The 24122-nt window shown below is 70.7% G+C and carries 24 protein-coding genes; 13 read left to right on the top strand and 11 right to left on the bottom strand.

What is annotated here, in order from left to right; translation table 11 throughout:
- The first annotated feature begins 122 nt into the window (after positions 1 to 122).
- Positions 123 to 3746: an ATP-binding cassette domain-containing protein gene (locus AB0G50_RS04245; RefSeq protein ID WP_360102086.1), complete on the top strand. Its 3624-nt coding sequence runs from the start codon at positions 123 to 125 to the stop codon at positions 3744 to 3746.
- Between the two features lie 5 nt (positions 3747 to 3751).
- The gene (locus tag AB0G50_RS04240) at positions 3752 to 4861 is read left to right on the top strand and encodes a GAF domain-containing protein (RefSeq protein WP_360102084.1); all 1110 of its coding nucleotides are present in this window, start codon (positions 3752 to 3754) and stop codon (positions 4859 to 4861) included.
- Between the two features lie 1007 nt (positions 4862 to 5868).
- Here the strand turns inward: AB0G50_RS04240 and AB0G50_RS04235 are convergent.
- On the bottom strand, positions 5869 to 6492 hold the full coding sequence (locus AB0G50_RS04235) for a response regulator transcription factor (RefSeq protein ID WP_360102082.1): 624 nt from the start codon (positions 6490 to 6492) through the stop codon (positions 5869 to 5871).
- 60 nt (positions 6493 to 6552) lie between these two features.
- On the opposite strand from AB0G50_RS04235, the gene AB0G50_RS04230 reads away from it, so the two are divergent.
- Entirely contained in the window at positions 6553 to 7035 is a 483-nt protein-coding gene (locus AB0G50_RS04230; protein ID WP_360102080.1) for a GNAT family N-acetyltransferase, read from the top strand.
- Between the two features lie 58 nt (positions 7036 to 7093).
- Here AB0G50_RS04230 and AB0G50_RS04225 read toward each other — a convergent pair whose 3' ends face one another.
- A complete protein-coding gene (locus AB0G50_RS04225; RefSeq protein ID WP_360102078.1) occupies positions 7094 to 7705 on the bottom strand; it encodes a macro domain-containing protein in 612 nt (203 codons plus the stop codon).
- Positions 7706 to 7808: 103 nt separating this feature from the next.
- On the opposite strand from AB0G50_RS04225, the gene pheA reads away from it, so the two are divergent.
- Together pheA and AB0G50_RS04215 are read left to right on the top strand one after the other, a co-directional pair.
- Positions 7809 to 8702 (top strand): prephenate dehydratase, encoded by an 894-nt coding sequence (gene pheA / locus AB0G50_RS04220; RefSeq protein WP_360102076.1) that lies wholly within the window; start codon positions 7809 to 7811, stop codon positions 8700 to 8702.
- Positions 8699 to 9319, top strand: coding sequence for a histidine phosphatase family protein (locus AB0G50_RS04215; protein WP_360102074.1), 621 nt, complete (start codon positions 8699 to 8701; stop codon positions 9317 to 9319). The genes pheA and AB0G50_RS04215 overlap by 4 nt, the downstream gene beginning before the upstream one ends.
- A 313-nt stretch (positions 9320 to 9632) precedes the next feature.
- Here the strand turns inward: AB0G50_RS04215 and AB0G50_RS04210 are convergent, their stop codons facing one another.
- Together AB0G50_RS04210 and AB0G50_RS04205 are read right to left on the bottom strand one after the other, a co-directional pair.
- On the bottom strand, positions 9633 to 9983 hold the full coding sequence (locus AB0G50_RS04210; protein ID WP_360102072.1) for a metallopeptidase family protein: 351 nt from the start codon (positions 9981 to 9983) through the stop codon (positions 9633 to 9635).
- Between the two features lie 7 nt (positions 9984 to 9990).
- On the bottom strand, positions 9991 to 11010 hold the full coding sequence (locus AB0G50_RS04205) for a septum formation family protein (RefSeq protein WP_360102326.1): 1020 nt from the start codon (positions 11008 to 11010) through the stop codon (positions 9991 to 9993).
- Between the two features lie 165 nt (positions 11011 to 11175).
- Here AB0G50_RS04205 and AB0G50_RS04200 point away from each other — a divergent pair, with 165 nt between their 5' ends.
- The 6 genes from AB0G50_RS04200 (at position 11176) to AB0G50_RS04175 (ending at position 16814) form a co-directional block, all read left to right on the top strand.
- A complete protein-coding gene (locus AB0G50_RS04200; protein WP_360102070.1) occupies positions 11176 to 12033 on the top strand; it encodes a hypothetical protein in 858 nt (285 codons plus the stop codon).
- On the top strand, positions 12034 to 13197 hold the full coding sequence (locus AB0G50_RS04195) for a glutathionylspermidine synthase family protein (protein ID WP_360102068.1): 1164 nt from the start codon (positions 12034 to 12036) through the stop codon (positions 13195 to 13197). It begins immediately after the preceding gene.
- Positions 13198 to 13208: 11 nt separating this feature from the next.
- A complete protein-coding gene (locus tag AB0G50_RS04190) occupies positions 13209 to 13661 on the top strand; it encodes a DUF350 domain-containing protein (RefSeq protein ID WP_360102066.1) in 453 nt (150 codons plus the stop codon).
- Positions 13662 to 13831: 170 nt separating this feature from the next.
- The gene (locus AB0G50_RS04185) at positions 13832 to 14149 is read left to right on the top strand and encodes a hypothetical protein (protein ID WP_360102064.1); all 318 of its coding nucleotides are present in this window, start codon (positions 13832 to 13834) and stop codon (positions 14147 to 14149) included.
- A 51-nt stretch (positions 14150 to 14200) separates the two neighbouring features.
- A complete protein-coding gene (serS, locus tag AB0G50_RS04180; RefSeq protein WP_360102062.1) occupies positions 14201 to 15454 on the top strand; it encodes a serine--tRNA ligase in 1254 nt (417 codons plus the stop codon).
- Positions 15455 to 15488: 34 nt separating this feature from the next.
- On the top strand, positions 15489 to 16814 hold the full coding sequence (locus AB0G50_RS04175; RefSeq protein WP_360102060.1) for a hypothetical protein: 1326 nt from the start codon (positions 15489 to 15491) through the stop codon (positions 16812 to 16814).
- A 7-nt stretch (positions 16815 to 16821) separates the two neighbouring features.
- On the opposite strand, the gene AB0G50_RS04170 is transcribed toward AB0G50_RS04175, so the two are convergent.
- From AB0G50_RS04170 to AB0G50_RS04140, 7 genes are all read right to left on the bottom strand, one after another.
- Positions 16822 to 17208 carry a hypothetical protein gene (locus tag AB0G50_RS04170; protein ID WP_360102058.1) on the bottom strand — a complete coding sequence of 129 codons (387 nt, stop codon included), beginning with the start codon at positions 17206 to 17208 and terminating at the stop codon, positions 16822 to 16824.
- Positions 17209 to 17528: 320 nt separating this feature from the next.
- On the bottom strand, positions 17529 to 17678 hold the full coding sequence (locus AB0G50_RS04165; RefSeq protein WP_360102056.1) for a DUF397 domain-containing protein: 150 nt from the start codon (positions 17676 to 17678) through the stop codon (positions 17529 to 17531).
- Positions 17653 to 18387: a helix-turn-helix transcriptional regulator gene (locus tag AB0G50_RS04160; protein ID WP_360102054.1), complete on the bottom strand. Its 735-nt coding sequence runs from the start codon at positions 18385 to 18387 to the stop codon at positions 17653 to 17655. The genes AB0G50_RS04165 and AB0G50_RS04160 overlap by 26 nt, the downstream gene beginning before the upstream one ends.
- Before the next feature lie 64 nt (positions 18388 to 18451).
- Positions 18452 to 19636 (bottom strand): L-2-hydroxyglutarate oxidase, encoded by a 1185-nt coding sequence (gene lhgO, locus AB0G50_RS04155; protein ID WP_360102052.1) that lies wholly within the window; start codon positions 19634 to 19636, stop codon positions 18452 to 18454.
- 1 nt (position 19637) lies between these two features.
- On the bottom strand, positions 19638 to 20837 hold the full coding sequence (locus AB0G50_RS04150; protein ID WP_360102050.1) for a glycosyltransferase family 4 protein: 1200 nt from the start codon (positions 20835 to 20837) through the stop codon (positions 19638 to 19640).
- A 15-nt stretch (positions 20838 to 20852) separates the two neighbouring features.
- Positions 20853 to 21845: a Gfo/Idh/MocA family oxidoreductase gene (locus AB0G50_RS04145; RefSeq protein ID WP_360102048.1), complete on the bottom strand. Its 993-nt coding sequence runs from the start codon at positions 21843 to 21845 to the stop codon at positions 20853 to 20855.
- Positions 21842 to 22939: a DegT/DnrJ/EryC1/StrS family aminotransferase gene (locus AB0G50_RS04140; RefSeq protein ID WP_360102046.1), complete on the bottom strand. Its 1098-nt coding sequence runs from the start codon at positions 22937 to 22939 to the stop codon at positions 21842 to 21844. Before AB0G50_RS04140 ends, AB0G50_RS04145 begins: the two co-directional genes overlap by 4 nt.
- 188 nt (positions 22940 to 23127) lie before the next feature.
- On the opposite strand from AB0G50_RS04140, the gene AB0G50_RS04135 reads away from it, so the two are divergent.
- The gene (locus AB0G50_RS04135) at positions 23128 to 23829 is read left to right on the top strand and encodes a UDP-N-acetylglucosamine acyltransferase (RefSeq protein ID WP_360102044.1); all 702 of its coding nucleotides are present in this window, start codon (positions 23128 to 23130) and stop codon (positions 23827 to 23829) included.
- A 52-nt stretch (positions 23830 to 23881) separates the two neighbouring features.
- Complete coding sequence (locus AB0G50_RS04130) at positions 23882 to 24121, top strand: acyl carrier protein (protein WP_360102042.1); 240 nt, start codon at positions 23882 to 23884, stop codon at positions 24119 to 24121.
- Position 24122 lies beyond the last annotated feature (1 nt).

Here is a 24122-nt window from a genome sequence, read left to right as displayed (position 1 = left end):
CTGCCTGTGGGGTGGCTGCGAGTTTCCTGGCAGTCCGCTGAAGGCTCGCCGGGACCTTGGTCCCGTGCCGGAGGGGACCCTCGGACCTGCGGGATCGCGGCGCGCGCTCTTAGCTTGGTGTCGTGGACGTCCCCGGAGCCCCTTCCGCCAAGAAGCCGGGGCGCGGCCCGCTCGGCGCGCTGCCCGCCTTGTCGCGGTCGGCGCGCCGGGCGTTGGCCCTGTGCGGCTTCCTGGCGCTGCTGACCGCCGTGTGCCTGGTGGGTCAGGCGGTGTCGCTGGCGTCGGTGCTGGTGGGGCGCGGGTCGTTCTGGGCGCTGGGCGGGTTCGTCGTGGCGCGGGCGCTGCTGGCGTGGGCGACCGAGGCGGTGGCGGCGCGGGCGGCGGTCGGCGCGAAGCAGGAGTTGCGGGCGGCGTTGCTCGACCGGTCGCTGCGGCTGGGGCCGGAGTGGATCGGCGGGCGCGGCGCGGCGGCGTTGTCGGTGGTCGCGGTAAAGGGCCTGGACGCCCTGGACGCGTATTTCACCCGGTACCTGCCGGCGTTGGTGACGGCGTTGGTCGTGCCTTTCTCGGTGGGTCTGTGGGTGCTTTTCACGGATCCGACGTCGGCTTTCCTGGTGGCCGTGACGGTGCCGCTGATCCCCGTTTTCGCGATTCTCATCGGGCGGTTCACCCAGGGGCGGGTCGAAGCCTCGGCGTCGTCGCTGGAGCGGTTGTCGACGCGGTTGGCGGAATTGGTGCGGGCGTTGCCGTTGTTGACGGCGTTCGGTCGGGTGGCCGGGCAGTCGGAGGCCGTGCGGCGGTGGGGCGAGTCGCACCGGCGTGCGTCGATGGGCACCCTGCGGATCGCGTTCCTGTCCGCGCTGGTGTTGGAGGTCGTGGCGTCGCTGTCGGTCGCGCTGGTCGCGGTCGGGATCGGGTTGCGGCTGGTGTCGGGGGAGTTGACGCTGTTCACGGGGTTGGTCGTGCTGATCCTGGTGCCGGAGTGCTACCTGCCGCTGCGCGCGGCGGGCGCGGCGCACCACGCGAGCGAGGACGGCGTGGAGGCGGTCCGCCGGGTGTCGGAGGTGCTGGCCGAACCCGTGCCGGTGCGGTCCGTGCCGGTGCGGTCGTCCTCGGCGGCGGTGGAGGTTCGGGACCTGCGGGTGCGGCGGCGTGGTCGGTGGGCGCCGGACGGCGAGACGTTTCTCGTCCGGCCCGGCGAAATCCACCACCTGTCGTCGCCGAGCGGTTCGGGTAAGTCGACTTTGTTCGCGGTACTGCTCGGGTACGTGACTCCCGATTCGGGTGAGGTGCGGCTGTCGGGCGACATCGCGTGGGTGCCCCAGCACCCGGCGTTCGCCGGGAGGACCGTGGCCGAGGAATTGGAGTTGACGACCGGTCGCGTGGACCGCGAAATCCTCGCGTCGGTGGCCGCCGACCACCTGGTGGACCGTCCCATCACCGCCCTGTCGACCGGCGAACGCCAACGCGTGGCCGTCGCCCGCGCCCTGACCCGGGTCCGCGCCGGCGCGGCGGTCCTCCTGCTGGACGAGCCCACCGCCCACCTCGACCCCCCGACCGCGTCCCTGGTGATGACCGCGATCCACCAGGCCGCCGCCGAGGGCGCCGCCGTCCTCCTCGCCACCCACAGAATCGTTCAACAATCCCCCCACCCCACAATCCCCACCCCCTCCCTCTCACACGTTCAACAATCCCCACCCCCCGCCTCCCCGCCCCTGACCCTCCGCCTGACGGCCGGCGCGCTCTTGGGGGCGTTGGCGTCGGCGAGCGGGGTGGCGTTGACCGCGCTGTCGGCGTACCTGATCGCGAAGGCGTCGACCCAGCCGCCGATCCTGACGTTGTCGGTGCTGGTGGTGGGGGTGCGGGCGTGTGCGCTGGGCAAGGGCGTGCTGCGGTACGCGGAGCGCCTGGTGTCGCACGACGCGGCGTTCCGCTACGCGACCGCGCTGAGGGTGCGGCTGTGGCGGGGCCTGCGGCCGGGGAAGGCGGCGCTGGCGACGCTGGTGGACGACGTGGACACGGTCCGGGACCTGCTCCCGAGGGTGTACCAACCGCCGCTGGTGGCAGTCGGCGTGGGCGCGGCCGCGGTGGCGCTGTTCGCCGCCGTCAACCCGCCCTCGGCCGCGATCCTGGCGGCGTTCCTGCTGGCCGGGGCGTTGCTGGCGCCGGCGGTGGCGGTGCTGGCGGACCGAAGGGCCACCGCGGCCCTGTCGACCGGCCGCAGCACCCTGACCGAGAAGGTCACCACCCTCCTGACCGCGGCCCCGGACCTCCTCGCGTTCGACGCCACCAGGACCTACCGAGCCGCCCTGACGAGCGCCGACACCACCCTGACCACCCTCGCCCGCCGCCAGGCAAAGGCCACCGGCGCCGCCACCGCGATCACCCACCTGACCACCGGCCTGGCCGCCCTGACCTGCATCGCGACCGCCCCACCCACCCTGAACCCCCTCCTGCTCCCCGTCCTGGCCCTGGTCCCCTTGGCCCTGACCGAACCGTGGTCCACCCTCCCCTTGGCCGCCCAACACCGAGACACCCTCCGAGCCGCCTACGGCCGCATCACCCACCCCCAAAATCGTTCAACAACCCCACAATCCCCTCACCCCACAATCCTCACCACCCCAACTCCAGCCCCCTGGGCCACTACGGCCAGCCCGCCTCCAGCCACCTTGATCGACCCAGCCGGCCCAGCAGGCCCGACCCCGGCCACCCCGGCCGGCCCAGCCACTCCAGCCACGCCGGCCGGCCCAGTCGGCCCGGTCGGCCCAAGTCCAGCCAACCCGGCCGGTCCGGCCACCCCGACTCCCGCAGCCCCCGCCACGCAGGCCACCTTGTCCGGTCCGGCCGCCCCGACTCCCGCCGCCCCGACTCCCGCTCCCATCGCCCAGACTCCCGTCGCCCCCGCTCCCGTCGCCCAGACCGCCGCTGTCGCCCTTCCCGCGCTGCCCTTGCCGTCCAGCCCTCAGGGACTGCCCATTCCGTCCCTCCCCCGGAGCGCGGTCGGGTCGTCTGGCTCGCGTGCGGTCGGCTCGGCTCGGTCGCATGGCGCAGCTCAGGCGGATTGTTCAACAATCCTTCATTTGGACGTTTCGACGTCTCACACATCCACACCGCATGAGGATTGTTCAACGATTCTACGATTGAAACCGGTGGTGCTCGACGGCGTCGTGGCGCGGTGGGAAGGGGCTGACCGGCCGGTGCTCGACGGGGTGTCGGTCGAGGTGGGGGCGGGGGAGTGGGCTGCCGTGGTCGGCGCGTCCGGGAGCGGGAAGTCGAGTCTGTTCGGGGTGTTGCTGGGGTTCGTCGGGGTCGACCGGGGGACCGTGGCCGTGCCGCCCGCGATCTCGTGGGCGCCGCAGGAGGCCGTGACCGTGGCGACGACCGTGCGGGAGAACCTGCGGATCGGCAAGCCCGGCGCGTCGGACGACGAACTGCGTGAAGCGCTCGACCTGGTCGGGTTGCGGGTCGGGTTGGACGCGGTGGTCGGCCCCGGGCTGCTGTCCGGCGGCGAGGCGCTGCGGCTCGGGGTGGCCCGGGCGCTGGTGCACGACGCGCCGCTCGTGCTGCTGGACGAGCCCACCGCGCACCTCGACCCGGAGGCCGCCGACCTGCTGCTCGCCAACCTCGAACGCGCACTCGCCGGCCGCACCGTCCTGCACGTCACCCACCGCCCCGACGAAGCCCGCCGCGCCGACCGCGTCATCGAGATCGCCGGGGGACGGGCCGAGCCCAAGGCCTACCGTTGAGCACCGTGGACCCCGCCCGCGTGCTCGCCGCGTCGACCGAGATCACCTCCGCCGCGCTCGCCGGCGACGACCCGGACGCCGTCCTCCCGCTCGTCGTCCGCAGCGCCGCCGCCCTGGCCGGCGCCGACCTGGGCCTGGCGATGATCACCGGCGACGACGGCACGCTCACCGTCGAGGCCTCCACCCGCGACGACGACGCCATCCGCGACATCGTGCTGTCCGACCGCTCGTCGGCGGCCCGGGCCGCGCGCACCGGCATCCCGGTCGTCGCCGACGACGTCACCACCGACCCGCGCACCGCCCCGTACGTCCCGCGCGCCCTGACCGGCTACGGTCCGTTCGCGGTGGCACCGTTCGGCACCAAAGAGCGAAAAATCGGCGCGCTCGCGGTCTACCGCCGGAAGGGCGAGCCGGGGTTCAGCGCGGACACCGTGGACGTGCTGACCGCGTTCGCCGCGCAGGCCGGCCTGGCCGTGGTGCTCGCCGAGGGTTCCACCGCCCGTCAGCGGGTCGCGGTCTACCAGGAGCGCGAGCGCATCGCGCGCGACCTGCACGACGTGATCATCCAGCGCCTGTACGCCACCGGCGTCCAACTGGACCTCCTCGACCGCCGCCTCAAGCTCGACGGCCGCGAGGCCAAGCGCCTGGCGGACGCGGTCGACCAACTCGACCAGACCATGGCCGAGGTCCGGGCCACCGTCCGCGCCCTGCGCAGCGCCGACCCCGGCCGCCCGGCCGACACCGACCTGGAGCGCTCGGTCCTCGCCGAGGCGCGCACCGCCGGCGAACTCCTCGGCTTCGCTCCGACCGTACGGACCGCGAACCTCGCCGACGTCCCCGCCGACCTGGCCGACCACGCCCGCGCCGCCCTCCGCGAGGCCCTCTCCAACGTCGTCCGCCACTCCGGCGCCCGCCACGTCGACATCGCCGTCCACCGAACCGCCCACCACCTCGCGGTCGAGGTCTCCGACGACGGCTGCGGCATCCCCCGCGGCGTCGCCAGACGAGGTCTGCGGCACCTGGAGGAACGCGCCCTCGCGGCCGGCGGCGGCTGCGAGGTGGAATCTTCACCCAGGACGGGCACGAAGATCACCTGGCACGTCCCCCTCCCGTGACCGCCCGGCGCCCCCCACGCGCCGCCACCCCACGCGCCCGCCTCCCACCCACCGCCTCCCACCGACTGCCGCTTGCCGGGTCCGCTTCTGTGCCGACCGCTCGCTGCCTGCCCGCCGCTCGCTGCCTGCTGCCAGCCCGCTGACCCGCCAGCCCGCTGACCCGCCAGTCCGCCAGCCAGCTGGCTTGCCGACTTGCTTGCGACCGCCGGCCCGCCCGCCCACTGGCCGTTGGCCCGCCGCCTGCCACTGGCTTGCCGGGGCCGCTCATTTGTCGGCTGCTGCTCGTTTGTCGGTCCATCTGGTCGCTTGGCTGCCGCCGGCTCGGTGGCCTACCCCGTCCGCCGGCCTGCTTGCCCGAACGCCGGCTCGCCCACCCGCCGTCAGCTGGCCCGCCGCCTGCCACTTGCTTGCCAGGGCCGCTCACTTGCCTGCTGCCGCTCGGTTGGCGGTCTGCCCGGTCGCTTGCCTGCTGCTCGCTTGCCGGCCGGCCTGCCTGCCGTCGGCTCGCTCGCTGCCCGCCCTCTTGCCGTGCTCGCTGCTTGCCTGCCGGCCCGGCTGTCTGCGCGCCCGCCTGCCCTGCCCGCTCACTGGCCCGCAGGCCCAGTCGCTTGCCTGCCGGCCGGCTTGCTGGTCGGCCTGCCTGCTGCCGCCTCCTGCGGTCGTTCGATTGTTGAACAATCGGGTTGATCGACGTGTGAATTGTTGAACAATTGAAACGGCTACCCAGTTTTTGGGCTGTTTTCGGATGCGGTGCGTGGCCGGATCACTCTGCGGGGGTCGCTTGGGCAGGTGTCACGCGAAGGCTTGGCACGAACGGGTGGGTGATGCGCCGATGGGTGAACCGCGATCAGCGACGCGGATCGACGGCCCATGCGGGCGCGGCGTGGCGGGGTGTCGCGAGCGGGGTGGGCCGGCGGATGCGGGTCCGTGGGAGTGGGGTGGCGGAACCGGGCCGTGGAACCGGGTCAGTGGCACCGAGTCAGCGGAACCGGTGCAGTGGAACCGGGTCAGCGGGCGCGGCGGGCTACCCAGGCTGCGGCTTGGGTGCGGCGTTCCATGCCCAGTTTCGACAGCACGGCCGTCACGTAGTTCTTCACCGTCTTCTCGGCCAGGAACAGCCGCTCGGCGATCTGCCGGTTCGTCATCCCCTCGCCGATCAGCTCCAGCACCCGCCGCTCCTGCTCGGTCAACGCGTCCAGCACGTCCACCTCCGCCGGCCGCCGCATGCGCTCCAGCACCCGGGCCGTCGTGCGCGGGTCCAGCAGCGACCGGCCGGCCGCGACCTCCCGCACCGCCACCACCAGGTCCTGCCCCCTGACCTGCTTCAACAGGTACCCCGACGCCCCGGCCATGATCGCGCCGACCAGCGCCTCCTCGTCGTCGAACGCGGTCAGCACCAGGCACCGCACGTCCAACGCCCGCAACCGCCCGCACAGCTCGACCCCGGTCCCGTCGGGCAGCTGCACGTCCACCACCGCCACGTCCGGCCGCACCGCGGAGGCCCGCGCGACCGCCTCGCCGACCCCGCCGGCCTCGGCCACGACGGTGATGTCGTCCTCGTCCTCGAGCAGTTCGCGCAGCCCCCTGCGCACCACCTCGTGGTCGTCCACCAGCAACACGCGCACGGGCACGAACCAACCATAGGGCGAATGCCGGTACCGCCCGCACGCGGACGTCAAGACAGTGCAGGCATGCTCGTACGCGCGATCGAGGAAGCGGACCGGATCGTCGTCGGCCGACTGGTGCTGGAGTTGTGGGGCGCGCACACCGCGGTCGCCCACGGCCAGGTGTTCTTCCCGGCGAGCCTGCCGGGATTCCTGGTGGAACAACAGGAACAGGTCGTCGGCCTGCTCACCTACGCCACGTCGGACGGCCTGTTGGAGATCGTCACCGTCGACGCGCTGCGAAGAGGCAGGGGCGTCGGCAGCTCGCTCGTGGACGCGGCCGTGCACCGGGCGAGACAACTCGGGTGCAACCGCGTCCGCCTGACCACCACCAACGACAACCTCGACGCGCTGCGCTTCTACCAGCGGCGCGGGTTCCGACTGGCCGCGCTGCGCCCGGACGCGGTGCGGGAGTCGCGGCGGCTCAAGCCCGAGATCCCGTCCGTCGGCGAGTACGGCATCCCCATCACCGACGAGCTGGACCTGGAGAGATGGGTGGCGCCGAGGTAGTTGTCCACAGGTTCGGCCCGGGTTGTCCACAGACCTGTGCACAACCGGTGTGACCTGGCTAACGCCTCGGCAGCGGGCTGAAGACCTCGTCCCACGCCGCGGCGACCTGACGTGCGCACGTCCGCGGCGCGACACCTCCGACGCCGGTGCCCAACCCGGGCATCGCGATCGTCCGGACCGCCGAGCGCAGCGGGCGTCCGTCGTCGAGCCTGCCGGACACCCACAGCCGCAGCACGGCGCGGGCGGCGAGGTACGGGTGCACGGTGTCGTCGGGCAGGAGTTCACCCGGAAGGCGCATGGTGGGCGCGCTGATCAGCCATTCGGGTTGGGTTTCCCCCGTCGGCACGGCCAGCGCCTCGCCGACGGGCAGTTCGCCGCCGTGCAGGGCCAGGACCGCGCTGCGCACGTGGTCCTCCACGAACGGGAACGCCCGCGCGTAGACCGCGTCGATGCCGCCGCGCATCCAGCCGGACGAGTTCGCCGGGCTGACCACGGCCTCGGCCACGATGTCGAGCACGGAGCCCCGGTGCACCTCGACACCGGTCCGGCCCTCGGCGACGGACTGCCACGCGAGCGCGAGCGGTTCGTCCACAGCGCACAGCACCAGACGGGGAACGGCTACCGGAGCGATGATCTCACCCTCCGTATCGGCGGACACGAGTCCCAGCATTCCAGGAGAACCGGCCTGTCCGGAACCGGGGCGGGCACCCGCCTGCCGGGTGATCCTCGCCTCAGCGGTGATCACTGGACGTGGTGCTCGTAAGGTTGCGATCGTGCTCGCCTATCTAGGACCGCAGGGGACGTTCACCGAGCAGGCCGCGCTCGGCTTCGCCACACCGGACACCGAACTCGTGCCGTTCGACACCGTGCCCGCCGCGCTGGACGCCATCCGCCGCGGCGAGGTGGACGCGGCGTGCGTGCCGGTCGAGAACTCCGTCGAGGGCGCGGTGCCGGCGACCATGGACGCGCTCGCGTTCGGGGAGCCGGTGGTCGCGGTCGGCGAGGTCGTGCTGCCGGTGCGGTTCAGCGTGCTGGTGCGGCCGGGTGCGGGCGAGGTGCGCACCGTGACGTCCCACCCGCACGCGTTGGCGCAGGTCAGGGGCTGGTTGGCGGAGCACCTGCCGAACGCCGACGTGGTCGCGACGACGTCGACGGCCGCGGCGGCGCGCGCGGTGCACAACGGCGAGTTCGACGCGGCGGTGAGCGCGCCGGTGGCGGTGCGGCACTACCCGCTGGCGGAGCTGGCGACCGACGTGGCCGACGTGCGGGACGCCAAGACGCGGTTCCTGCTGGTCCGGCGACCGGGTCCGCTGCCCGCGCCGACGGGGTCGGACCGCACTTCGGTGGTCGTGACGGCGTCGGACCGGGTCGGCGCGCTGTCCGAGCTGCTGACCGAGCTGGCGCTGCGGGAGATCAACCTGACCCGGATCGAGTCGCGACCGACCAAGGGCCGGCTCGGCGAGTACCGGTTCTACATCGACCTGGACGGGCACGTCGCGGAGGAGCGGGTGGGCGACGCGCTGGCCGCGTTGCACCGGCACTGCCCCGAAACCCGATTTCTGGGGTCCTACCCGAAGGCCGAACCGGGCACAGTGTCCTCCGGTGACGAGGACTTCGTGTCGGCGGCCGGGTGGCTGGCGTCGGTGCGGGAAGGGCTGGGGGCGTGAAGCTGGTTCTGGTGCGACACGGGGAGACGGCGTCGAACGTGGGGATGGTCCTGGACTCCAGACCACCCGGTCCGCCGCTGACCGAGGCGGGCGTGGCGCAGGCCGCGGCGCTGGCGGAATCACTGCCCGGTCCGGTGACGGCGGTGTACGCGAGCGTGGCGGTGCGGGCCCGGCAGACCGCGGCACCGCTGGCGGCGGCGCACGGACTCGAGGTGCGGGTCGTGGACGGCGTGCACGAGATCGACTGCGGTGACCTGGAGGGCCGCGACGACCGCGCCTCGTTCGAGGTCTTCGTGTCGGTGGTCCGCCAGTGGGCCGAGGGCTCCCTGGACGTGCCGATCCCCGGCGGCGAGTCGGGCCGCCAGGTCCTCGACCGCTTCCTGGCCGCGGTGGACAAGGTCGTCGCCGACCACGCCGCCGACGACACCGTCGTCCTGGTGAGCCACGGCGGCGCCCTCCGCATGGCGGCCCTCGCCCTGTCCGCCAACGTCCAACCGGCCCTGGCCGAAGCAGGCCTCCTCCCGAACACCGGCCAGGTCGTCCTCGAGTCGACCCCCACCGGCTGGCTCTGCACCTCCTGGACCGGCGTGGACGTCATCGAAGGCCTCCCCGCCTGACCCACCCCACCGAACGATCAGCGTAGGATCGTTCAACAATCCCACAATTCACCCGCTGTCGACGCATGGACGCCCGCCTGCCGAGACGCCGAACGACTGAATGACTGATGCTCCCTTGTCGGATTGTGGAACAATCCGACAAGGGATTTGTTCAACAATCCCACAACCGGCTGGCCGTGGGTGCGCGGAAGCCGCTTGTCAGAGGCTCGAACGGTGGCGTTCAATTGTTGGATTGTAGAACAATGCAACGACGAGATTGTTCAACAAGAGGGCAATGGGGCGCAATGGGGCGAGCGACCGAGGGGGTGGCGGGCTAGCCCCAGCCCAGTTCGTGGAGCTTGGCGTCGTCGATGCCGAAGTGGTGGGCGATTTCGTGGACCACGGTGACGGCGACCTGTTCGACCACGTCGTCCTCGTCCTCGCAGTAGTCCAGGAGGGCTTCGCGGTAGATCGTGATGCGGTCGGGGAGGACGCCGCCGTAGTCGGTGGTCCTCCTGGTCAGCGCGATCCCGTGGTAGAGGCCCAGCAGGGTCGGCACGTCCGGGTTCCGGTCCTCCACCAGCACGACCACGTTGTTCATCGCCGCCGCGAACTCCGGCGGGATCAGGTCGAGGGCCTCGGAGACCAGGTCCTCGAAGTGCTGTCTGGACATCTCCACCGGCACGGCCGGGTCACCTCGTCGGTTCGACGGTCGTGGTGGTCGGCGCGACCGACGAGCCCGACGTGGACGAGGGCGCGTTCGAACTCGGCTTCGCCGAACTGGAGTGCAGCGGCGCGCCGGTCGCCTCGGCCTGCGACACGGCCGTGGTCTGCGGCGGGTTCGCGGTGGTCAGCGGTGGCGCGTCGGGGTTGCGGACGCTGCCCTCCCACGCGACCAGCCCCGCGTCGTTCGGCGGCGCGCCCACCTTGCAGTTCGCCTTGTGCGACCCGGCCGCCCAGCTCTCCGCGACCCGGGTGTCCCACGTGACGATCAGGTTCCGCGCCTTGAAGTCCGCCGTGCCGCTGTACTCGGTCGAGATGCGGGCGCACTCGGCGGCCATCGTCTCGTCCTGCTTCTCCGGTGACGGGAAGTCACCGGCCGGCAGCGCCACCACCCCGACGATCTCGAACGTGTGAGGTTTCGAGCACTCGATCGGGTCACCCACGGATTTGGCGTCGGTCACGCCCAGGCACACGCCGGGGTCGTACACGTCGGACTGGTCCTGCGTCTTGGCCGTCCCGAACGCCCGCAGCAGCCCACCGCCCGGCCCGGCCACCTGGAGCCCGCACCGCACCGTGCGCTGGCCTTCCTTCCAGTTGCCCTCGCCGGGGTTGAGCGGTCCGACGGTGTACTTGCCGAACGGGTCGAACTTGCCGCCCAGGTAGTCGAGCGAGGTCTTGGCGCAGTTCTCCTCGCTGATCTTCGCCCAGGTCGCGTCGTCCGGGTACGGCGCGCCGGACGGGTACCGCGGCCCCAGGTCCACCACACCGGTGACCTCGAACAGGTGCTGCTTCGCGCAGTCGACCTGGTTGATGTCGGCCAGGTCCTTCTTGGTCCAGTCGAGGCAGTTGCCGGGTTGCGCGGCGTAGGCGGGGTTGACCGTGGTAGACGTGGTCGCACCGCCACCCGGGGGTGCGACGACGGCCGGGACCACCGAGGTGAACGCACTCACCAAGAGCAACCCGAAGGCACCGGAGAACGCGCCGAGCATGACCACCCGGTCACCTCGGCGAAACCAACGAGCGCTCGTGGACATCTACTCCATGATGCCTGGAACCGACCCGAACCCCATCGCGCGGGTGGAGTGTGTTGCTAATTGGACACTCGTCACCCGTTTGGCGGCCGATCTCTGTACCGTCCCCGCCGGGAGTGGCTGATGACTGAGAACGAGAAGACCGGACCCAACCGACCCGAGGACGGCGCCGTGCCGCCCACCGGTGGCGGAACGACGCCCGAGAGCGGCAACCCGCCGACCGGACCGCTGCCGTCCGCCGGCGCGGAGTCGACCCCGCCCCGGGGTGCACCGGCGCAGAACGCGCCCGGCACCCGACCGACCACCGGACCCGGCACGCCGTCCGGACCGACCGCGCCGACCGGACCGACCACGCCGTCCGGACCCGGCACGCCGACCGGCCAGGGCTCACCGCCGCCGTACCAGCCGGCCACCCCGCCGGTGACGGCGCAGCCGGGCGGCAAGGGCCGCATCCGGCAGCAGGAGCCCGGCCGCACCAAGGCGCGCCCGCCGACACTGGCCGAGCAGCGCGCCCGCGAGCAGGCCGTCCGCGACCAGCAGGAGGAGGAACTCCGCCTCCAGGCCGAGGCCGCCCGCAAGCGCCGCAAGCGCAAGCGGCTGCTGATCGGCGGCGGTGTCACGGCGGGCGTGGTCGGCGTGGTGGCGATCTGGTACGCCGCGTCCAGCGCCGAGGACGTCGAGGCGCAGTGCACCAAGGACGACGTGGTGGTGGACGACCAGTACTGCGACGCGAGCTACGCGAGCAGTCACGGCGGCTACTCCAGCGGCGGCTTCATCTACATCGGCGGCAGCTCCTACCGGTACCACTACGGCGGTTCGAGCGTGCCCGTCGGCACCAAGGTCGCCGGGGGCAGCTACACCATCCCCAAGGGCGCCAACGTGGCGACGAAGTCCGGCACCTCGATCCAGCGCGGCGGCTTCGGCATCTCCAGCAAGAGCGGGAGCAGCAGCAGCGGCGGCAGCAAGAGCGGAGGCAGCTGAGTGCGTCGGGAGACCTCCGCACCCAGGCCGAACTGGCAGCGCACGGTGTCCGATCAGGGCCTCGTGTTCGGCGTGCCCGCGCGGGGCGCCGACGGGCAGCCGCGGCCGTACTGGGACGAGTCGGCGCACTACGTGTTCGACATGAGCGACATCCTGTCGCTCGAGGCGGACGTGGAGCTGCTGCACAGCATGTGCCTGGACGCCGTGGACAACGTCGTGGTCACCGAGCGGTACCGCGACTTCGGCATCCAGGAGTGGCTGTGGCCCGCGATCGCCGAGTCCTGGAAGCGCCGCGACCCGCACGTGTACGGGCGGTTCGACCTGCGCTACGACGGTCGCGGCCCGGCGAAGATGTTGGAGTACAACGCCGACACGCCGACGTCGCTGTTGGAGGCGTCGGTCGTGCAGTGGGACTGGAAGACCGACGTCTTCCCCGACGACGACCAGTGGAACTCGATCCACGAGAAGCTGGTCGAGCGCTGGGCGGAGATCGGTCAGGGCCTGCCGTCGAGCGAACTGCACTTCACCTGGTCGGCCGCGGACCCGTCGGGCGAGGACCACGTGACGGTGGCCTACCTCCAGGAGACGGCCGCCGAGGCGGGCATGAACACGGTGGGTCTCGCGATCGAGGAGATCGGCTGGGACCCGCTGCTCAAGCGGTTCGTGGACCTCGAAGAGGCGCCTATGGGCACCGTGGTGAAGCTCTACCCGTGGGAGTGGGTGGTCGACGAGCAGTTCGGCCGCTACGCCGTGGAGAGCCTGCCCGGCACGCTGTGGGTCGAGCCGCTGTGGAAGATGCTGCTGTCCAACAAGGCGCTGTTGGCGGTGCTGTGGGAGATGTACCCCGGGCACCCCAACCTGCTGCCGGCGTTCCTGGACGAACCGGGCTTCCTCACGGAGTACGTGCGCAAGCCGCGGTTGGGCCGTGAGGGTGCGAACATCCAGATCGTGGCGCCGGGTTACGAGACCCAGACCGGCGGCGTCTACGGCAAGGAGGGGTTCGTCTACCAGTTGTTCGACCCGCTGCCCGAGTTCGACGGCTACCGGCCCGCACTGGGCGCGTGGGTGGTCGGCGACCAGGCGGCCGGGCTCGGCATCCGCGAGACGGTCGGCCTCGTGACCGACGACGGCGCGGCGTTCGTCCCGCATCGGATTGTTGAGTGAATGGAGTTCCAGTGATCACCCAGCTCGCGTTGGACCCCGGCTTCGGCTCGGCGATCGGCAGGGGCATCGGCGCGATCGCCCTGTACGCGGTCGTCGGCCTGGTGCTGATGGTGTTCGGCTTCTACGCCATCGACTGGACCACCCCCGGCAAGCTGTCCACGCTGGTCCGGACGGGCAGGCCGAACGCGGTGATCGTGACGGCGGCAGGCCTGTTCAGCATGGCGCTGATCATCGTGGTGGCGATCTACAGCTCGGCGGGCAAGCTCGACGAGGGCCTGCTGTCCGCGCTGGTCTTCGGTTTCGTCGGCATCGTGGTGCAGGTGCTGGCCGTCCGACTGCTGGAGTGGGTGACCCGGCTGGACATCGGCTCGCTGATCGAGTCGGAGCGCTTCGCGCCGGCCAGCATCGTGGTGGCCTCGGCGCACGTCGCGCTCGGTCTCGTCGTGGCGGTCGCGATCAGTTGACGTCGCGCGGTTCTGTCGCCAAGCCTCGTGTCGCGGTGTCGGCACGGGGCTTCGTGCTGTCCGGACCAGGGTTTTCGACACTGGTGTTGCATTATCGCGACCGCATGTCGCAGCGTGGTACGACCGTTGGGCCGCTGCGCCGGATCACGCTCCGTCGCTAGCGTCGCTCCGTGATCCCTGACGTCCAGCGCTACGAGTGCCGGCACGACTTACCCGAGGACGAGTGCACGGCCTGCGGGCCGTTCGTCCCGCAGCAGGGCCGCTACCAGCGGCTGCCGTCCACGCCCGCCGAGCCCGCCGCCGTCATGCCCGGCGGGTTGCCCTGCCTGGTCCGCGACGGCGAGGAGTGGCGGGTCGGGACGCTGGTGTGGGAGAAGGGCGCCCGCGCCGACGGCCGCTGGTGGGCCCGGGTGCGGTACCGGGTCGACGGGCGGCTGATCACCGCCGACCGCCACCAGGACGACCTCAAGCCCCGGTCCGGCTCCTGACCGGGGATATCCGTGCGTTGCCCCGCGGCGCAGCGACTACGCTGACCCCTCGTGATCGACCTCAAGGCACTTCGCGAGAACCCGGAAGCCGTCCGCGCGTCGCAGCGAGCGCGTGGCGAGGACGAGGGTGTGGTCGACACGTTGCTGTCCCTGGACGAGCGCCGGCGGTCGGCGATCGCGCGGGCCGACGCGCTGCGGGGCGAGCAGAAGGCGTTCGGCAAGCAGGTCGGCCGGGCCCGCGGCGAGGAGCGCGACGCGTTGCTGGCCAAGGGCAAGGAGCTGGCCGCCGAGGTCAAGGCCGCCGAGGCCGAGCAGCACGCGACCAACGCCGAGCTGGACGCGCTGCACCGGCTCGTGCCGAACGTCGTGCACCCGGACGCGCCCGAGGGCGGCGAGGACGACTACGTGGTCGTCAAGCACGTCGGCGAGCCGCGCGCGTTCGACTTCGAGGTGCAGGACCACCTCGACCTCGGCACCCGGCTCGGCGCGATCGACATGGAGCGCGGCGCCAAGGTGTCGGGCTCGCGGTTCTACTTCCTGACCGGCGTGGGCGCGCAGCTGGAGCTGGCGCTGCTGAACATGGCCGTCGCGCAGGCCACCGCCGCCGGGTTCCAGCTGATGATCACGCCCACGCTGGTGCGGCCGGAGATCATGGCCGGCACCGGGTTCCTCGGCGCGCACGCGAGCGAGATCTACCGGCTCGAGGCCGACGACCTGTACCTGGTCGGCACGTCGGAGGTGCCGCTGGCCGGGTATCACTCGGACGAGATCCTCGACGGGCCGCGGCGTTACGCGGGGTGGTCGTCGTGCTATCGGCGCGAGGCCGGGTCGTACGGCAAGGACACCCGGGGCATCATCCGGGTGCACCAGTTCAACAAGGTCGAGATGTTCTCCTACGTGCGGCCCGAGGAGGCCGAGGCCGAGCACGCCCGGCTGCTCGCGTACGAGGAGGAGATGCTCGCCAAGATCGAGGTCCCCTACCGGGTGATCGACACCGCGGCGGGTGACCTCGGCACGTCGGCGGCGCGGAAGTTCGACTGCGAGGCGTGGATCCCGAGCCAGCAGGCGTACCGCGAGCTGACGTCGACGTCGAACTGCACCACCTTCCAGGCGCGTCGGCTCAACGTCCGGTACCGCGACGACCAGGGCAGGCCCGCCATCGCGGCGACCTTGAACGGCACGCTCGCGACGACCCGGTGGATCGTGGCGATCCTGGAGAACCACCAGCAGGCCGACGGGTCGGTCGTGGTGCCCGCGGCGTTGCGGCCGTTCGTCGGTTCGGACGTACTTCGTCCCAAGGCGTAGGTATTCCGGCGGCGTCGGGCGTCTCCTAGGTGGCATGACGTTCGAAGCCTCGGTAGGGAGCGTCGACATCACGCCCGAGTTCCCGCCGTTCCCCAGTTTGTGGATGGGCGGGTACGGGTGGGTGCCGCGCGGCAACCACGGTCGGGTCGCCCGACGCCTGCGGGCGCACTGCCTGGTGTTGTGGGACGACGGGATCGCGCACGTGCTGCTGCGCGCGGACGTGATCAGCGTGCCGCGGGACGTGCACGGGCTGATCCGGGACACCCTCGTGGACGAGGAGTTGGTGACGCCGGAGCGGTTCCTGCTCAACGGCAGCCACAGTCACTCCGCCGCCTGTCTGGGTGACACCCGTCCTGACCCCCGGTTGGTGCTGAACCTCGGGCCGGCCGACGTGGACGCGGTGAACGGCACGACGTCGTTGACCGCGTCGTTGCTGATCCAGTTGGTGCGGGACACCTTCGACGGCGAGCGGACGCCGGTGTCGCTGACGTACGGCACGACGTCGGCCCCGCTGGGGTTCAACCGCGCCGGGCTGCCGACGGTGTTGGACGAGGTGCCGGTGGTGGTGCTGCGGCGGTTGTCGAACGGGCGAAAATTCTGCTTGCTCTTCGGGGCGGCCTGTCACCCGGTGTCACGGGGCAACGACGACGTCTTCGACGGCGACTACCCGGGCGCGGCGGCGGAGCGGGTGGAGTCGGAGTTCGACGTGCCGGCCCTGTTCTTCCAGGGGTGCGCCGGTGACCAGGACCCGATCGAGCCCCACCTGCCGACGCGGCCGGAAGCGCTGGGTGACCTGCTGGCCTCGGCTGTTGTCGACCGGGTGAACGAAGGCGACCTGACCCCGTTGACCGGCCACATCCAGGCCCGTTCGACCGAGATCGACCTGCCCTTCTCGGTGGACCTGGGTGACCCGGACGTGGTGGAGGAGCTGCGGGAGAAGTACGAGGAGCGCCGGGCGAACCCGGAAACGCCGGTGACGGGCCGGCACGCGTCGGCGATCCTCGACCTGATCGAGGACGACACCCTGCCGACGTCGATCCCGCTCCCGATGTGGGCGTGGCGCTTCGGCGGCCTGGCCATCCTCGGCCTGGGGCACGAGGTGCTGTCGTCGTACGACCGCAAACTCCACCGCGCGTTCGGCGGCCCCCTGTGGGTGATGGCCTATACGGGCGAGGTGGAGTGCTACGTCCCGGACGACCGGGCCCTGCGCGAAGGCGGCTACGAGGCCGGCTGGTCGGGCGACGACAACGAAATAGCCGGAATCGACTCCGCCGCCATGTCCTACAAGTGGCCCGCGCCGCTGGAGGAGGGCGTGGAACAGCAAATCCTCGACGCCGCCCTGAAACTCCTCAACGGTTGATCCCCGGTCAGGGGTTGAGCAGCGGGGTGACGAGGGCGTCGACCTCGGCGGCTTGTCCGTCCGACACCTCGGGGACCTGGTAGTCCAGCTCTCGTACTTGCGCGAGGAATGCGGCGGGTAGGCGGAGGTCGTAGTTGTCGTAGTAGTGGCCGAGGTCCTGCCGCCAGAGGTATTCGCCATCCGTGCGGATGGACGAGCCGTTGAAGATCTGCCGGTCCCCGCCCATCACGTCGGGGTCGTTGCTCATGATCGCGAGGATCAGGTCGCCGGTGTCCAGGTACTGGCGGACGCGGTCGGTATCGGGCTCGCGCGAGGTCGAGGTGTGCGCCTTGATGGAACCGTCGGTGCCGGTGGCGTACGGCCACAGTTCGTCGTAGAAGCCGAGAATTTTCACTGCTTCGCTCCCAATGGCAGGAGTATTCGCCACTAGCCGTCGTTCTGGTGCTTCACCGACTGGTCGGGGCCGAGTCGGCGGTTGACGCCCACCCGCCCGCCGGGGATGAAGGAACCCTGTCGATCACCGTGGACCACCACGTCGTGGTAGCGATCCTCGGGCGCGGCGCAGGTGGCGGGCCGGCAGGTCGCGTGCCGACTCGGCCAGGTCTGCTGCGGTGTGGAGGTGGGTGGCTGTTTCGGTTGCTTTGGCGAGGACTGCGTGTAGGGCGGTCTCGACCTCGCCCAGGGTCGTCACTCGGGCGTGGTGAGGAATGCCTGTCAGGTCGAGGACGGGAAGGTCAGGGTGGGGCCGGTCGGGTTCTTCGAGTCGCGGACGAGGGTGGTGACGGCGGTGTGGGCCACCTCTACGCAGCTCGTCTGCCCGCTGCCGCTGTAGGTGCTCTTACGCCAGGTCGGTGCCTCGGTCATCGCGGTCCTCTCGACGGTCGTAGATGTCCGCCCAGTAGGCGAACACTGCCCGTGATTGTTCCGCACTCAGGGCGATCCTGGCCAAGAGCTTCTGGTGGCGCTTGTAGGTCTTGATCGCGTCCCTGTCGTCGATGAACAAGGAGGCGGTGTCGGTTTCGGCGCACGCCACCGGGTCGATCGGCGTGTCGAAGGTCATGAGGTTGAACGGGCTGCGCACGAGGTGGTGGCCGACCGCCGAGAGGGGGACGACGCGGAGGTCCATGTGCGACCACGTGCCCATGAACCTCAGACGCATCAATTGGTCGTGCATGACCTTGTTGCCGCCCACCACGGCTTGCAGCGCCGCCTCGTGGATGTAGAAGGTGGTCTGGGGCGGCGCGTTGCGGACGTAGATGTCCTGGCGGCCCATCCGGGCGTCCACGAACAGGCGGTGGTGGTGCGGGCGGATGTAGTGGCCCAGGTCGTGTTCTTCGATCAGGCGGGCGACGCGGGCGCGAGTGGGCGGGTCGGCTTCCAGGCGACCGAGGAGGGTGCCCACGTCGAATGCGGTCGCGCCCCTGGAGCCGTGTTCGAGCCTGCTGATGCGGCTCAGGGACCAGCCGAGGGATTTCGAGAGGTGTTCGGCCCTGAGGTCGAGTTTCAACCGCATGGTGCGGAGTTCTTCGCCTGGTTCCCGGCTGCGGATGGTTGTTTCGGCTTCCGTGCGCATGGGCGGAAGTTGGTGGCAGTCAACGGGAATGGGGGCTGTTGGGGCGAAAATTCGCCCCAACAGCTTACTTCACGTGTGCTGTTGCCAGGTCGGCAATGTGTTTGCCGATTTCCAGCGCCCCGGTCGCGCCGGGGCTCGGTGCGTTCAGCACGTGCACCTGGTTCGGTGCGTTCTCGATCAGGAAGTCGTCCACCAGGGCACCGCTCGGCAGCATTGCCTGAGCCCGCACGCCCGATTCCGCCTTGACCAGGTCGTGTTCGCCCACCTCGGGCACCAACCTGGCCAGGCTGGCCGCGAAGCGCTTGCGGGAGAACGAGCGGAGGACTTCTTCCGCGCCGGTTTTCGCGAAGCGCTTCGCCAGGCGCCACGTGCCGGGGAAGCGGGCCACGTCCAGCAGGTGCGACGGGGAGATCCGGCCCCAGCCGTAACCCTCCCGGGACAGGGCCAGGACCGCGTTCGGGCCGGCGTGGACGGTGCCGTCGAGCATTCTGGTCAGGTGCACGCCCAGGAACGGCAGGTCCGGGTTCGGCACCGGGTAGATCAGGCCGCGCACCAAATGCCGGCGGTCTTCGCGGAGTTCGTAATACTCACCCCGGAAGGGGATGATTCGCGCCGACGGGGTCAAGCCCGCCAACCGCGCGATCGCGTCCGCGTGCAACCCGGCGCAGTTCACCAGCACGTCGCCGCGGACCACGCCCTGCGGGGTCGCCACCTCGACGCCGCCGGCGCGACCCGGGCGGATGCCCAGCGCCGGTGACGACAGGCGCAGGTCCTGGTCCGAGAGCGAGCGCACGAACGCCGCGCACACCGCCGGGTAGTCGATGATCGCGGTCGACTCGACGTGCAGCGCCGACACCGCCGTCACCTCGGGCTCGTAGGCACGAGCCTCGTCGGCGTCGATCATCCGCGCCGGCACGCCGTTCGCCTCGGCCCGCGACGCCAACGCCTGCAACCGCGGCAGTTCGTCCGCCGACGTCGCCACGACGAGCTTGCCGCACACGTCCACCGGCACGCCGTTGTCCCGGGCGAACGCCACCATCGACGCGTTCCCGGCCACCGACATGCGGGCCTTCAACGACCCGGGCTTGTAGTACAACCCGGCGTGCACGACGTTGGAATTGTGCCCCGTCTGGTGGGCCGCCCACGACGATTCCTTCTCCAGGACCGTCACGTCGTTGCCCCGGGACACCAACTCGCGGGCGGCGGCGAGACCGAGGATCCCGCCGCCGATCACCACCACGCGGGCCAAGTCAGGCCTTGCCCGCGATGGACTTCAGGATGTCCAGGTTGGCCTCGCAGATCTTGGGCATGTCGAAGTTCTCGAACACCCACTGCTTGCCGGCCTCGCCGACCTTCTCCGCCAGCGACGGGTCGTCCAGCAGCTTGTTCACCGCGTCCGCGATGCCCTGGTGGTCGCCCGGCTTCACCAGGAACGTCTCGGTGCCGCTGGTCAGCACCGCGCCCGGGAAGTAGTCCGCGCGCTCGGCCATCACGGTCGGCGTGCCGGCCGCCATCGCCTCCAGCGACGCGATGCCGATGCCGAAGCCCTGGAGGTCGTGGATCTCCAGGTCGGCCGCCGCGAGGATGCCCGGGATCTCCGCCTTCGGCAGGGTGCCCGTGCAGATCAGCGCGTGGTCGACGCCCAGTTCCTTGGCCCGGTCGAGGAACGCGGTGAAGTACATGCCACCGACGATCATCACCTTGGTGTCCGGGTGCTTCTCCAGGATCTTCGGCAGCGACTCGACCAGGTTCATCCGGTCGCGCACCGGGATCACGTGGCCGAGCGAGGCCAGCAGCGGCCCGTCGCCGATCTCGTACTTCTCCCGGACCTTGGCCCGCTCCTCGGAGCGCACCAGGTCGCGGAAGCGGTCGAGTTCGACGCCCACGGCCAGCTTCTCGATCCGCGACTCCGGCACCTTGTAGCGCTTGCGGATGTACTCGTCGAAGACGGTGTCGATCGCGATCAGCTTCGTCGGCTTGTTGAACGACGTGATCGGCCGCACCACGAACGCGTCGAGCATCCGGAACACGCCGTGCACCAGTTTCACCGGGCTCTGCAACCGGGTGTGCAGGGTGAGCACCGAGGGCACCTTGTTCTTGCGCGCCCACAACCCGCTCTGCCACGTCAGGTCGAAGAACTGGCCGTGCTGGTGGATCGCGTCCGGCTTGAAGTTGTCCAGCAGCTTGAAAACGCGCTTCCGGTTGCCCCACTTCAACGCGAACGTGATGTCGAAGTTGAACGAGATGCGGGTTTCCGGCAGCGTCCACGACGGCAGCCGCACGATGCGGAAGCCGTCGCGGTTCTCCACGGGGAGCGCGCCGCCGTACGCCGCGGTGATCACCAGCACCTCGTGCCCGGCCGCCGCGTAGTGCCGCGCGAGCGTGTCCGACACGTAAGCGCTGCCGCCCATCCGGGGCGGGAAGAAGTTGTTGATGATCGCGATGCGCACGCGAATTCCCCTCGTCTAGCTCGCGTTGCCCGCCGGCACGGTGCCCGCCGAGACGGTGGCCTCGTGCACGACGCGGTGCGCGGGCAGGATAGCGGCCCGCTCGGCGGCGACCTCGTCCGAGCCCGCGCCCAGCTCCACCAGGTTCAGGAAGTGGTTGAGCTGCGCGGCCAGCGGCTCCGCGGACTGGAGGATGGTCGGCAGCTCGATGACCGTCTGCTGCTTGTAGCCGACGCCGTCGGCCGCGGGCGAGTCCGCGACGTGCCGGTAGATCGTGATGTCCCGGCGCAGCAGGTCGATCTCGATCAGCCGGTCCAGCTCCAGCACGGAGATCTGGCGGACCTTGCGCTGCGAGATCCGGGAGGCGGAGATGGTGGCCAGCGCGCCGCCGTCGAACGACATGGTCGCGTCGGCCGAGTCCTCGGACCGGTTCTCGATCGACTGCTCGTTGAAGAACCCGAACGAGCCCTTCACCGCGGCCGGCGTCTGCCCGATGAACCGGATCGCCAGGTCGACGTCGTGGATCAGCAGGTCGGACGCGACGCCGGTCTTGATCCGCGGCACGAACGGCGAGTGCCGGATCGCGTTGATCTGCACCACGTCGCCGACGAACTGGCGCGCGGTCAGGATCGCCGGGTTGAACCGCTCCAGGAACCCGCACACCAGCGGCAGGCCGCGGGCCTCGGACTCCTTGGCGAGCTCCTCGGACTGCGCGTACGTCGCCGCGAGCGGCTTCTCCACCAGCAGCGGCTTGCCCAGGGCGAGCACCTGCTTGGCGATGTCGTAGTGCGCCTCGGTGGCCGCCGCGATGACCACCAGGTCGATGCCGGCCAGCTCGTCGATCGACGGCGCGTAGGCGGCGCCGTAGCGGTCGGCGATCTCGCGGCCGACCTCCTCGCGCTGCTCGACCAGCAGGCTGAAGTCGACCCGGTCGGACTGCGACAGCACGCGGGCGTGCAGCGAGCCCATCATGCCCGCGCCGATCAACGCGACCTTGGGACGAGCGCTCATGCGGAGAACACCTCTCGGACGGCGGCCACGATCTGCTCCAGCTCGGACTCGGTGAGCTTCGGGTGCACGGGCAGCGACAGCGCCTGCTCGGCGACCTTCTTCGCGACCGGCACGTCCGACGCCACGACCTGCGGGTTGTCCCGGTAGCAGTCGTAGTCGAACACCAGCTTCGGGTAGTAGATCCCGTTGCCGATGCCCTTCTCGGTCAGCTTGGCGGACAGCTCGTCCCGGGTGACGGACGCCTCGTCGCCGACCAGCACGGTGTACTGGTGCCACACGTGCGTGCGACCCGGCAGAACGGACGGAACGGTCAACCCGGGCACGTCCGCGAGACCCTTGGACAGCGCCTCGGCGTTGCGCTGACGCGCCTCGGTGAGCTGCGGGAGCTTCTCCAGCTGCGGGATGCCGACCGCGGCGTGGAGGTCCGTGAGGCGGTAGTTGTGACCCGCCATCTCGTACTGGTAGCGGGCCCGCATGCCCTGGTTGCGCATCACCCGGAGCTTGTCCGCGAGCGCGTCGTCCGAGGTGGTGATGACACCGCCCTCGGCCGTGGTGACGTTCTTGGTCGCGTACAGCGAGAAGCAGCCGACGCCGAAGCTGCCGGCGGGCTTGCCCTCGAAGGTCGCGCCCACCGCCTGCGCGGCGTCCTCGACGATGGCGAGCCCGTGCCGCTCCGCGAGCGGCACCAGCTTGCCCATGTCGGCGGTCTGGCCGTACAGGTGCACCGGCATGAGGACCTTGGTGCGGTCCGTGACCTGCGCGGACACCAGGTCGGCGTCGAGGCAGAAGTCATCGGTGCGGATGTCCGCGAAACGGGCGGTGGCGCCGGCCTCGAGGATCGCGTTCAGCGTCGCGACGAACGTGAACGGCGAGGTGATCACCTCGTCGCCCGGCTTGAGGTCGAGGGCCTGGATGGAGGCGACGAGCGCGGTCGTGCCGTTGTTGACGGCGACGGCGTGGGGGACACCGGCCACGGCGGCGAAGGCATCCTCGAACCGCTTGACCATCGGGCCCTGCGCGATGACGCCGGAACGCAGCACCTCGACCACGAGGGATTCCGCGTCCTGCACGTCTACGACGGTGATGGGGATCATGCAGCAGACTTTCGCTTTCGGAGACGGTGGGGTGCGTCCGGTAGAGTGACTGGTCGTCCCCGGCCCGACGCGGGCCACACGTTACCTGTATGAAATGGCCTGCCCCGGCGTAGGTGTGCGAAGGGTCGCGGGGGACGTACGCCAGACAAGCAGCGGACACACCCGCGCACGGCACCAAGGGCGAGGTAGTGGCGAATCGAATCCACCCCACGGCGATCATCGGCGAAGGTGTCGTCCTCGGCGACGACAACGTGATCGGGCCTTATTCGGTGATCGTCGGCCCGTGCCGGATCGGCGGCGGGAACTTCATCGGACCGCACGTCAGCATCGGTGGCCCGGCCGAGTTCCTGAACGGTCCGCACCTGGCCGGCTGGGACGGCGAGCAGAGCGGCCCCGGTGTGGTGATCGGCGACGCGAACAAGATCCGCGAGTTCGTCACGGTCAACCAGGGCGTGCACGCCGCCACGACGGTCGGCTCGAACAACTACCTGATGGGTCGCGCCCACCTGGGTCACGACGTGGTCGTGGACGACGGCACGGTGATCTCCTCGGCCGTGCAGGTCGCGGGCCACTGCCACCTGTGGTCCTACGCGAACGTCGGCATCGGCACCGTCGTCCACCAGCGCACGGACATCGGTCCCGGCGCGATGGTCGGCATGGGCTCGGCGGTGCGCAAGGAAGTGGGCGCGTTCACCATCGCGGTGGGCAACCCGGCCCGGGTCACGGGCGTCAACTCCATCGGGCTGAACCGTCGCGGCTGCGACGACGCGACCGTGGAGGCGCTCGGCGACTTCCTCAAGGGCAAGGGCGAGTTGGACCCCTCGGGCCTGCCCGAGGAGGTCGCGTCGCTGCTCAAGGCGTGGGCCGCGCGCGCGACCGACCAGCACTGAAGCCCCGTTCCGGCAAGATTCCCGGATCCACTACGGAAAGATCGAGAGACGCATGGCGATCAACGACCGGCTCCGTGACACCTTCGTCGAGGCCCTGGCGCTCGAGGACGGCGTGGACGTGGAGAACCTGAAGTACCGCGAGATCGACCAGTGGGACTCGGTCGGCCACATGGCGCTGGTCGCGGCCATCGAGGACGAGTTCGACGTCGAGTTCGAGACCGACCAGGTGATCGACATGAGCAGCTTCAAGGTCGCCGCCGACATGCTCCGCGGCTTCGGCGTCGAGGACTGAG

This window comes from Actinosynnema sp. NPDC020468 (genome assembly GCF_040642015.1).
Lineage (GTDB): Bacteria > Actinomycetota > Actinomycetes > Mycobacteriales > Pseudonocardiaceae > Actinosynnema.
The sequence above is the reverse complement of the archived record's forward strand: the minus strand, read 5'-3'. Positions and strand labels throughout refer to the sequence as shown.

What these genes read in the sequence shown, in the direction of transcription:
- AB0G50_RS04230 (WP_360102080.1), top strand. Translation starts at nt 6,553, where the DNA reads ATGCTCGTACGCGCGATCGAGGAAGCGGACCGGATCGTCGTCGGCCGA.
- AB0G50_RS04225 (WP_360102078.1), bottom strand. Translation starts at nt 7,705, where the DNA reads ATGCTGGGACTCGTGTCCGCCGATACGGAGGGTGAGATCATCGCTCCG.
- AB0G50_RS04205 (WP_360102326.1), bottom strand. Translation starts at nt 11,010, where the DNA reads ATGCTCGGCGCGTTCTCCGGTGCCTTCGGGTTGCTCTTGGTGAGTGCG.
- AB0G50_RS04200 (WP_360102070.1), top strand. Translation starts at nt 11,176, where the DNA reads ATGACTGAGAACGAGAAGACCGGACCCAACCGACCCGAGGACGGCGCC.
- AB0G50_RS04175 (WP_360102060.1), top strand. Translation starts at nt 15,489, where the DNA reads ATGACGTTCGAAGCCTCGGTAGGGAGCGTCGACATCACGCCCGAGTTC.
- AB0G50_RS04165 (WP_360102056.1), bottom strand. Translation starts at nt 17,678, where the DNA reads ATGACCGAGGCACCGACCTGGCGTAAGAGCACCTACAGCGGCAGCGGG.
- AB0G50_RS04160 (WP_360102054.1), bottom strand. Translation starts at nt 18,387, where the DNA reads ATGCGCACGGAAGCCGAAACAACCATCCGCAGCCGGGAACCAGGCGAA.
- AB0G50_RS04145 (WP_360102048.1), bottom strand. Translation starts at nt 21,845, where the DNA reads ATGAGCGCTCGTCCCAAGGTCGCGTTGATCGGCGCGGGCATGATGGGC.
- AB0G50_RS04140 (WP_360102046.1), bottom strand. Translation starts at nt 22,939, where the DNA reads ATGATCCCCATCACCGTCGTAGACGTGCAGGACGCGGAATCCCTCGTG.
- AB0G50_RS04130 (WP_360102042.1), top strand. Translation starts at nt 23,882, where the DNA reads ATGGCGATCAACGACCGGCTCCGTGACACCTTCGTCGAGGCCCTGGCG.